Annotated in this window: 9 protein-coding genes; 5 read left to right on the top strand and 4 right to left on the bottom strand. The window is 71.3% G+C overall.

What is annotated here, in order from left to right; genetic code table 11:
• Nucleotides 1-121 precede the first annotated feature (121 nt).
• Nucleotides 122-1,981, bottom strand: coding sequence for a M1 family metallopeptidase (locus ACZ49B_RS31130; protein ID WP_468312253.1), 1,860 nt, complete (start codon nucleotides 1,979-1,981; stop codon nucleotides 122-124).
• Between the two features lie 142 nt (nucleotides 1,982-2,123).
• The gene (locus ACZ49B_RS31125; RefSeq protein WP_468312250.1) at nucleotides 2,124-4,067 is read right to left on the bottom strand and encodes a CASTOR/POLLUX-related putative ion channel; all 1,944 of its coding nucleotides are present in this window, start codon (nucleotides 4,065-4,067) and stop codon (nucleotides 2,124-2,126) included.
• A 296-nt stretch (nucleotides 4,068-4,363) separates the two neighbouring features.
• Here ACZ49B_RS31125 and ACZ49B_RS31120 point away from each other — a divergent pair, with 296 nt between their 5' ends.
• The 4 genes from ACZ49B_RS31120 (at nucleotide 4,364) to ACZ49B_RS31105 (ending at nucleotide 7,987) form a co-directional block, all read left to right on the top strand.
• Nucleotides 4,364-4,930, top strand: a complete 567-nt coding sequence (locus ACZ49B_RS31120) for a PadR family transcriptional regulator (RefSeq protein ID WP_468312247.1) — start codon at nucleotides 4,364-4,366, stop codon at nucleotides 4,928-4,930.
• 67 nt (nucleotides 4,931-4,997) lie between these two features.
• Nucleotides 4,998-6,719: an acyl-CoA dehydrogenase family protein gene (locus ACZ49B_RS31115; protein ID WP_468312244.1), complete on the top strand. Its 1,722-nt coding sequence runs from the start codon at nucleotides 4,998-5,000 to the stop codon at nucleotides 6,717-6,719.
• A gap of 122 nt (nucleotides 6,720-6,841) precedes the next feature.
• Complete coding sequence (locus ACZ49B_RS31110; RefSeq protein ID WP_468312241.1) at nucleotides 6,842-7,018, top strand: hypothetical protein; 177 nt, start codon at nucleotides 6,842-6,844, stop codon at nucleotides 7,016-7,018.
• A gap of 9 nt (nucleotides 7,019-7,027) precedes the next feature.
• Nucleotides 7,028-7,987: an aldo/keto reductase gene (locus ACZ49B_RS31105; RefSeq protein ID WP_468312238.1), complete on the top strand. Its 960-nt coding sequence runs from the start codon at nucleotides 7,028-7,030 to the stop codon at nucleotides 7,985-7,987.
• A gap of 37 nt (nucleotides 7,988-8,024) precedes the next feature.
• On the opposite strand, the gene ACZ49B_RS31100 is transcribed toward ACZ49B_RS31105, so the two are convergent.
• A complete protein-coding gene (locus ACZ49B_RS31100) occupies nucleotides 8,025-8,288 on the bottom strand; it encodes a DUF4190 domain-containing protein (RefSeq protein WP_468312236.1) in 264 nt (87 codons plus the stop codon).
• Nucleotides 8,285-8,467, bottom strand: coding sequence for a hypothetical protein (locus tag ACZ49B_RS31095; RefSeq protein WP_468312233.1), 183 nt, complete (start codon nucleotides 8,465-8,467; stop codon nucleotides 8,285-8,287). Before ACZ49B_RS31095 ends, ACZ49B_RS31100 begins: the two co-directional genes overlap by 4 nt.
• Before the next feature lie 112 nt (nucleotides 8,468-8,579).
• On the opposite strand from ACZ49B_RS31095, the gene ACZ49B_RS31090 reads away from it, so the two are divergent.
• Nucleotides 8,580-9,215, top strand: coding sequence for a TetR family transcriptional regulator (locus tag ACZ49B_RS31090; RefSeq protein ID WP_468312230.1), 636 nt, complete (start codon nucleotides 8,580-8,582; stop codon nucleotides 9,213-9,215).
• Nucleotides 9,216-9,336 lie beyond the last annotated feature (121 nt).

Raw genomic sequence — 9,336 nt, 5'->3', positions numbered from 1 at the left:
CCCCCCCCCCCCCCCCCCCCCCCCCCCCCCCCCCCCCCCCCCCCCCCCCCCCCCCCCCCCCCCCCCCCCCCCCCCCCCCCCCCCCCCCCCCCCCGAGCCGTGCCGGAAGACCGACGTCAGGTCAGCCGTCGATGCGGTGCTGCGTCCAGAACGAGGTCAGGTCGGTGGTGGTGGCGGCCTGGGCGGCCGCCTTGAACTCGGCGGTGGTCGAGACGCCGTACCAGTGCGAAGTGGCGTAGTCCTTCATCAGCTTGGCCATCACGTCCTCGCCGAGGACGCGCCGCAGGTCGTGCAGGGCGCACTTGCCGTAGCCGTAGATGACGGTGGAGTAGCGGGACGCGTGGGCGTCCCAGTAGGCCATCGAGTTGGTGATCTTCTCCGCCGATCCGGCCCACGAGACGCTGTTCCAGCAGTTGGTGCCGGTCTTGTTCTGCGCCAGGTCGGTGGAGTAGTCGGTGAACGCCTCGTCGAGCCAGGGGCCGGCGTACTGGTCGTCGCCGACGATGCCGTACCACCACTGGTGGCCGATCTCGTGGGTGAGTGCGGTGGTGCTGACCAGGTCGAGGACGAACCCGGGGTACTCCATGCCGCCGAACCAGAAGTTGTTGTCGATCACGGCGTCCAACTCGCCGTACGGGTAGGCGCCGAACCGGGCCGCGTGGGCGTCCACGGCGGACTTGGCGGTGGTGAGCATCGACTGCGCGTCGGTCGAGCTGATGCCCGAGACGGAGTAGACGTTGACCGGGGTGCCCGCGGCCGAGGTGCCGGAGATCTTGCTGAACGGGCCCGCCGCCCAGGCGAAGTCGCGGACCTTGGAGGCGGTTGCCGTGGTGACCGTACGGCCGCTCCATCCCGGGGTGTCGACCGAGCCGCCGGTCGCGGGCACCAGAAGGGTGTTCGGGTGGTCGAGGGCCACGCGGAAGTCGGCTGCCAGCGAGTAGAACGATTCGCCGTTGTTGGTGTACGGGTCAAGGTGCCAGCCCGCCGCGTCCCTGACCGCGAGTACGGGCAGGGCGTTGCCGATGAAGCTGAAGGCCCCGTCGTAGCCGAAGCGGTCGGCGCCGCTGGGCACGGTGATGCCCAAGTCGAAGCCGATCGTGGCGGTCTGCCCCTGCGTCAGCGGCGTCGGCAGGTCGATCTTCAGGGCCGTGCAGCCGACCGAGAGGGCGCCCGCGGTGCCGCCGGTGACGTTGCCGACGGTGATCGGCATGGCGGAGCAGGTGCCGTGGTAGTTGTCCCACAGTCTCAGGTACACCTCGTCGAGCGGGGTGGCGGAGGCGTTGGTGAAGGTCGCGCTCTCGTGGCCGGTCCAGACGGTGCCGCTCGTGTTGCTGCTCAGGCTGACGGTGTACGAAGGTGCGGCCGGCGTCCGCGTGGAGTCGGCGGGCGGGACCGTGCCGCCGGAGGTGGCGAGGGCCACGTCGTCGACGACGAAGCTCGTCTGGAGGCTGGAGTCCTCGGTGCCGGTGAAGGCCACGCTCACCGTCTGGCCCGCGAACGCCGACACGTCGAGCGACTTCTGTACGTAGCCGGTGTTCTTGTCGAGGTTCGAGTACGTCGCCAGCGTCGTGGCGCCGATCTTCGCCGTCAGCTTGTCGTACTTGGTCGACGTGGTCGTCTCGGTGGTGTCGATGTGCAGCCAGAAGGTGAGGGTGGCCGTGCTGCATCCGGAGGGGATCGTGACGCTCTGGGAGAGCGCGTCGGTGTGGGTCCGGCCGACACCGTTCAGCCAGGCGAAGGTGGTGCCGCCGTGGGCGCTCTGCCCGGCGCGGTTGGTGACGAGGCCGGTCTGGGACTGGGTCCAGGGTGAAGTGCCGCTTTCGAAACCGCCGTTGGCGACCACCTGGGCCGGGGTGCAGGCGGCTGCGAGAGGCGCCTTGTGCGGCGCGGCGGCCGCGGGGGTGACGGAGAGTGCGGCGGCGGCCAGCGCGGCGAGCGCGAACGCGCCCGCGGCGAGGGCCTTGTGGGGGGTCGGTCTCACACGGAACTCCTTTGAGGCGGCCGGGATTCCGGCCTGCTCGGTGGCCGCCCGGTCGGCTCGGGTGCGCCGGAGGGCGGCCGCGGGCTGTGCGCATCGTGTGTACGGGCGCTGAGTGAGATCTGCTGTGCGGTGTCTCCCCGGGTCAGGGGGACGACTGCCGGAAGAGCCTGGCAGATTTGACCGGGGCATGCCATGAAGGTCGGGTAAAGTGTTCGTTCGCGTCGGTGTCGCCCGCGGCCACCGGTTCCCCGGCCAGCACGATCACCGAGTCCTGGGCCCCGAACCGTACGCGGCCGCGTTTGTCCGGATTGATCCGGACCCCGTACGAGGGGCCGCGCGCGCCGTCCTCGTGCAGCCGGTACCCGATGACGCAGTGTCCTTGCCGGCGTCCGGACTCCACGACCGTGGCGAAGGTGACCGGGCCGCCCGGCAGGACGTAGTGCGGAGCGGGCTTCAGATGGAGCGAGACGCCGTCGGCCGAGAACAGGCCGTCGAAGACGTCGGCGAGGTGCCGGTTCTCCGCGATCTGCGTCATCAACAGGCTGATGAGTCGACCGCCGACGATGAAGTCGGCGCCCTCCCGGGCGGGGGCGAGCAGCCGGTTGCGGTCGTCGGCCATCTCGGTCACGACGGCCAGTTCCCGGCCCGACGCCTGCTCCAGGGCGCGCAGGTGGAGCAGGGTCACCAGGGTCCGGTCGTCGCCGCCGAGTGCACCCGGGGCGCCGTCGTCCGCGTCGTCGTACCCGAGGACGACGGCCCGGTCGAAGGACAGTACGTCCAGGTCGTCCAGGGTGCGCGGATCGGTGATGTCCCCGTCGTGGACCGTGATCTGCATCCGGCGCTCGGGCGCCTGCGCACAACGCACCGCGTCCCGGAGCGCCTCCTCGCCCTGCGCCATGATCACCAGGGCGGACCCCTCCGGTACGCACGGGTCGAGCTGGTCGACGATCAGCGGAGCGCGGCGGTTCCAGCCGAGCATGAGGAAGCGCTCGGGGGGCGTCGCCGACGTCCCGGGCGGCACGATCGCCGCCTCGTCGACCGGAAGCGGCCCGTCCGCCGGCACGGCGGTGTCGTCGTCCTCGGTGATGAGCACGATCCGGTCGTCCGCCTCCAGCACGCTGTCGACCGCCGGGTTGAGCTCGACGCCGCCGGCGGCGCGCAGGATGCCGACGACGGACGAGGTGGCGTACGCCAGGAGCAGCTCGCCGAAGGTGCGCCCGGTCAGGCCGGGCTCGCGGACCGTGTAGAACTCGTCCCCGTCGAAGTCCAGCAGCTCCTGGTGGACGAGGGACAGCCCGGGCTGGCGCGAAGTCTGCGCGATGAGGCGGGCGGTGACGTCCTCGATGTTCAGGACCCGGCCGTGCGCCCCGGCGGCGAGCTGCGCCGCGCGGTGGTGGCGGCCGTCGCGGACCGCGGCGACGACGCCGGGGCGGCCCCGCCCCCGTACGGCAGCCTCCAGGGCGAGCAGGGTCTTCACCACGTGGGCGTCACCGTCCTCGCCCTCGTGGGTGAGGACGAGGACGGTACGGGCCGTCTCGGGACTGACGAGGGCGACCACCGCGGGGTCCGTCGTCACACCGCTGCGGCAGATCAGCCGGGTCCGGCCGAGCCGGCCGGCCGCGAGGGCGATCTCGTCCTCCATCTCCGCCTTGTCCTTCGGGCCGAGGACGGCGACGACCGCCCGGCGCTGGTTGGAGTTGGCGACGATCAGTTCGGAGACGATTGGGAAGACCTGGTCGGACCAGCCCAGCAGAACGGTGTGCTGCTCCTCCAGAACGGTCGAGCGGCCGCGCCGCAGCGCCATGACCTTGTCGTTGAGGCCGGTGGTGATCAGGCTGACGAGCGTGGAGACGAACAGCAGGGCCACGAGGGCCAGCAGTACCGAGATCAGCACGTAGAGGGGGCTGCCGACCGCGCCGCCGATCTTCAAGGTCTGCCCGACGCTGACCCAGACGGCCACCAGCTGCCCCGACCAGGTGGTGGGCGCCCGGCGGTCGGCCCAGACCAGCGCCACGCTCGCCGGGACGACGACGGCCAGGCAGCCCAGGGTCAGCCAGCCGATGAGCACCGGCGTCCCGCGCGCCATGACGCTGTCGAACCAGTACCGCGCGCGCGGTAAGGCGGTCCTGGGCGGTTCTTCCGTTGTCCTGCGACCTGTCAACCGGGGTTCCTCGGGCAGCCGTCGGTGCGGGCGGGTTGGTGTACGGGCCACGCTAGTGCGTCACGACCGGGCGGACGGTGTCCGAAGCCCCGAGTCCGCTCATCGCGTGACAACTCGGTCCCACTTTCGGATGCGGGCCGACCCGCCGGCCGTGGGTGAGCCGCGTCTCACCCGGGCGCTGCGGCTTGTCTATGCAACGAGTTGCATAGAAGGATCGGGGTATGGCGCTCGAACACGCGATCCTCGTCTCGCTGCTGGAGAAGCCGGGTTCAGGCTACGAGCTGGCCCGGCGCTTCGACCGGTCCATCGGCTATTTCTGGACCGCCACGCATCAGCAGATCTACCGCGTCCTCAAGCGCATGGAGACCGACGGCATGCTCGCCGTCCGCGAGGTGGCGCAGCAGGGCCGGCCGGACAAGAAGGAGTACTCCGTCGCCGGCCCCGGCCGCGCCGCCCTCTCCGGGTGGCTGCACGAGCCGATCGAACCCGAAAGCCTCCGGCACGACCTCGCCGTGAAGATCCGCGGCGCGGCCTTCGACGACCCGGCCGCACTCGTCCACGAGGTCGAGCGGCACCGCCAGGTCCACCGCGACCGGCTCGCCCACTACCTCGCCGGGGAACTGCGCGACTTCACCGGGCCCGACGCGCCCGCACCGCCCGACGCCGGCCAGGAACTGCAGCACGTCGTGCTCCGCGGCGGCATCGCGTACGAACGGATGACGATCGCCTGGCTCGACGACGTGCTCGCCACCGTCCACCGGCTCGCCGCGCCCCGCCCGCGCAGCTGAGCCGCCCCCCGCATCCCGGACCAGCACCCTTCACCCCTCGACCCGACCCCTCGGAAGGCGGACCTCCATGACCGACGCCCTGCTGTTCAACCCGCGCACCTACGACCCGCAGCACTTCGACCCGGAGACCCGCAGGCTGCTGCGCGCCACGGTCGACTGGTTCGAGGCGCGCGGCAAGCGCCGGCTGATCGAGGACTACCGGTCCCGCGCCTGGCTGGCGGACTTCCTCGCCTTCTCCGCCAAGGAAGGCCTGTTCGCCACGTTCCTCACCCCGGCCTCCGCCGCCGAAGGACACGCCGACAAGCGCTGGGACACCGCCCGGATCGCCGCCCTCAACGAGATCTTCGGGTTCTACGGCCTCGACTACTGGTACGCGTGGCAGGTGACCATCCTCGGCCTCGGCCCCGTCTGGCAGAGCGACAACGCCACCGCCCGCGCCCGCGCCGCAGAACTCCTCTCCCAGGGCGAGGTGTCCGCCTTCGGCCTGTCGGAGAAGGCGCACGGCGCCGACATCTACTCCACCGACATGCTGCTGGAGCCCGACGGCAACGGCGGATTCCGGGCCACCGGCTCCAAGTACTACATCGGCAACGGCAACGCAGCCGCCCTCGTCTCCGTCTTCGGCCGCCGCACCGACGTCGAGGGCCCGGACGGGTACGTCTTCTTCGCCGCCGACAGCCGCCACCCGGCCTACCACCTGGTGAAGAACGTCGTCGACTCCTCCAAGTACGTCAGCGAGTTCCGCCTCGAGGACTACCCGGTCGCCCCGGACGACGTCCTGCACACCGGCCGCGCCGCCTTCGACGCCGCCCTCAACACCGTCAACGTCGGCAAGTTCAACCTCTGCACCGCCTCGATCGGCATCTGCGAGCATGCGATGTACGAGGCCGTCACGCACGCGCAGAACCGCATCCTCTACGGCCGCCCCGTCACCGCCTTCCCGCACGTGCGCCGCGAGCTGACCGACGCGTACGTCCGTCTCGTCGGGATGAAGCTCTTCAGCGACCGCGCCGTCGACTACTTCCGCACCGCGGGCCCCGACGACCGCCGCTACCTCCTCTTCAACCCGATGACGAAGATGAAGGTGACCACGGAGGGCGAGAAGGTCATCGACCTGATGTGGGACGTCATCGCCGCCAAGGGCTTCGAGAAGGACAACTACTTCGCCCAGGCCGCCGTCGAGATCCGCGGGCTGCCGAAGCTGGAGGGCACCGTCCACGTCAACCTCGCGCTGATCCTCAAGTTCATGCGCAACCACCTGCTGGACCCGGCCGAGTACGCGCCCGTCCCGACCCGCCTCGACGCGGCCGACGACGACTTCCTCTTCCGGCAGGGCCCGGCCCGCGGACTCGGCTCCGTACGCTTCCACGACTGGCGCCCCGCCTTCGACGCGTACGCGGCCCTGCCCAACGTCGCCCGCTTCCGCGAGCAGGCGGACGCGCTGTGCACGTTCGTCACCACCGCCGCCCCCGACGAGCAGCAGAGCCGCGACCTGGACCTCCTGCTCGCCGTCGGCCAGCTCTTCGCGCTCGTCGTCCACGGCCAGCTGATCCTGGAGCAGGCACGGCTGACCGGCCTGGACGAGGACGTTCTGGACGAGCTGTTCGCGGTCCTCGTACGCGACTTCTCCGCGCACGCCGTCGAGCTGCACGGAAAGGACTCCGCCACCGAGGAGCAGCAGAACTGGGCCATGGGTGCGGTCCGTCGTCCGGTCATCGATGCGGCCCGCTCGGCCCGGGTCTGGGACCGTGTCGAGGCGCTGTCCGGCGCGTACGAGATGGCGCCGTAACCACGGCAGCGCAAGCAGTCCTCCGGCCCACCACCGCGTCGCCCGCGCGGTGGTGGGCCGTGCTGCCCCCTCGGGTGGCGGACCCCGGCCCGGGAACGCGGCCCGGCCCGTAGCGTGGTGGTATGACTACGATGCCGACCGGCGCGAGCGGACCGAAGGTGCCGCCCTCCTACCCGCCCAGGACGCCTCCGCCGCAGAAGAAGCCCGTGGAAGCCCCGCGCCCCCGGCCCGCCACGAAGCCGGCGGCCCGGACGCCCCCGCGCGGAGCCCGGATACGCGGCGGCGCCGCGGCCTCGTAGGGTGGCGGTATGGCGATCACACCACCGGAGAAGGACGGCACCCGGCTGCTGTACGGATGCATGGCGCTCGGCGGCAGCTGGGACACCGATGCGTACGGCCCCGCCGACATCGATGCGGCCGAGGCGGCGATCGCGGCAGCACTGGACAGCGGAATCGACACCTTCGACCATGCCGACATCTACCGGCGCGGCAAGGCGGAAGCCGTCTTCGGCGAGGTCCTGGCCCGGACCCCGGGCCTGCGCGAGCGGATCGTGCTGCAGACGAAGTGCGGGATCCGGCTGGCGGACGGCGACCGCCCCGGCATGTACGACCTGCGCGGACCCTCCGTCATGCGGCGCGTCGAGGAGAGCCTCGGCCGCCTGCGCACCGACGTCATCGACGTGCTGCTCCTGCACCGGCCCGATCCGCTGGCCGCCCCCGAGGACATCGCGGCGGCCCTCACCTCGCTGCGCGATCAGGGACTGGTCCGCCGGTTCGGCGTCTCGAACATGAACGCCGCGCAGATCGCCGCCCTCCAGCGGCACCTGGAGTTCCCGCTGGTCGCCAACCAGTTGGAGATGAGCCTGGACCGGCGGGACTGGCTCGAGGACGGCGTCCTCGTCAACACGGCCGCAGCGGCGGCGAACGGCTTCCCGGCCGGGACGCTCGAGTACTGCCGGGAGAACGGTGTCCGCCTCCAGGCCTGGGGCGCGCTGGCGCAGGGCCGGTTCACCGGCCTGCAGGAGAGCCCGGAGGAGCACGCCACGGCCCGCCTCGTGCGGTCGCTGGCCGATGCGAAGGGCACGACGCCGGAGACGGTGCTGCTGTGGTGGCTGCAGCGGCATCCCGCACGGGTCGCCCCCGTCGTGGGCAGCGGCCGCCCCGAGCGGATCCGTGCCTGCCGCGACGCCGCGCTGCGCGAACCCGATCTCACGCACGAGGAGTGGTACGAGATGTGGATCGCCGCCCGCGGAGCCCCGCTGCCGTAGCGGGGCCGCCCGGCGGGTCGGCGTCAGGGTGTGACGGTCAGATGCTCCACGACCAGGTCTGGTCCGCGTTGACCACCCAGGCGAGGACGACGAGGTCGGCGACGCCCAGGGCCAGACCGAGCCGGGCGCGTCCGGGACGCCTCGTACCGCGGTGCAGGGCGAGCGCGGCGAGGATGATCGCGGTCGGCCCGAGGAACAGGTTCATCGCGAGGAGGCCGATCAGGCCGAACACGAACGAGGCCACCGCCATCCCGTCGGCTTGACGGACGGGAGCGGGGAGCGTGGTACCGGGGGCATTCATGATCGTCCTTCCTGTCGGTCGGCCGGTCGGTGGCGCCGGGTGGTCCGCTCGCGCACCGCGAAGACCAGCAACCAGCAGGCGATCGCGGCGGTGGCGGCGAGGGATATGTCAACGGGCACATGGGCCACGGTTCCCAGGGCGATCCCCATCAGCATGAGGGCCGCTATCAGGAAGAGCATCGTGCTTCCTCCATCGTGTGCTCACTCCAAAAAATAGGAGACAGTTGTGCACTGACTGCTCAGTCTAAATGCAAGTGTGCGGATTCAGGGAATCGGGGGTTGACTTTTCGTCATGAGTGAGACCATCGGGGCACGCCAGGCCCAACGGCACAAAACCCGCAGGGCCTTGCTGGACGCAGCCCTGTCACTGCTGGAGGAGCAGGGCCTGGGCAGCCTCGGCCTGCGGGAGGTGACCCGCGTCGCGGGGGTCACCCCGACGGCCTTCTACCGGCACTTCCGCGATACCGAAGAGCTGGGCATCGCGCTGGTGGACGAGGCGCTGCAGAGCCTGCACGGCACCGTCCGCTCGACGCTCGCCGCCTCCGGCGAGGCGGAGCAGCGGATCGACACGACCGTGGGCCTGATGGCCGAACTCGTACGGCAATACCCCGGGCACATCCGCTTCATCGTGCGCGAGCGGCACGGCGGCGTGCGCAGGGTGCGCGAGGCGGTGGCGGGCCAGCTCGACGCGTTCGCCGACGAGGTGGCCGAGCGCCTGGGAGCCGATCCGCTGAGTGCGGGCTGGAGCGCGGACGACCTGCTCATGCTGGCACGCCTGTACGTCGACCACATGGTGATGACGGTTTCCGCCTACCTGGCCGCCGGCCCGGAGGGCGAGGAGTGGGAGGCGGTCACGCGCACCGCATGTCGCCAGCTCCGCCTGATCCACACGGGACGACTGAACTGGACCCCCGAACGGCATGGGTAGCGCCGTCCGATCGCGATCGATCACGATGCCCGAGGGGGACGTGGAAGCTCGCCGGCCCCCAAGTATCCTCAGCCGGACGGACTTTGGCTGACCACCAGCGAACCGGGACGACGAGGGGCAG

The sequence above is a fragment of the Streptomyces sp. NPDC031132 genome (assembly GCF_055570595.1).
The sequence above is the reverse complement of the archived record's forward strand: the minus strand, read 5'-3'. Positions and strand labels throughout refer to the sequence as shown.

Coding starts and splice junctions, on each gene's coding strand:
- ACZ49B_RS31110 (WP_468312241.1), top strand. CDS start 6,842: ATGACTACGATGCCGACCGGCGCGAGCGGACCGAAGGTGCCGCCCTCC.
- ACZ49B_RS31120 (WP_468312247.1), top strand. CDS start 4,364: ATGGCGCTCGAACACGCGATCCTCGTCTCGCTGCTGGAGAAGCCGGGT.
- ACZ49B_RS31095 (WP_468312233.1), bottom strand. CDS start 8,467: ATGCTCTTCCTGATAGCGGCCCTCATGCTGATGGGGATCGCCCTGGGA.
- ACZ49B_RS31115 (WP_468312244.1), top strand. CDS start 4,998: ATGACCGACGCCCTGCTGTTCAACCCGCGCACCTACGACCCGCAGCAC.
- ACZ49B_RS31090 (WP_468312230.1), top strand. CDS start 8,580: ATGAGTGAGACCATCGGGGCACGCCAGGCCCAACGGCACAAAACCCGC.
- ACZ49B_RS31125 (WP_468312250.1), bottom strand. CDS start 4,067: ATGGCGCGCGGGACGCCGGTGCTCATCGGCTGGCTGACCCTGGGCTGC.
- ACZ49B_RS31105 (WP_468312238.1), top strand. CDS start 7,028: ATGGCGATCACACCACCGGAGAAGGACGGCACCCGGCTGCTGTACGGA.
- ACZ49B_RS31100 (WP_468312236.1), bottom strand. CDS start 8,288: ATGAATGCCCCCGGTACCACGCTCCCCGCTCCCGTCCGTCAAGCCGAC.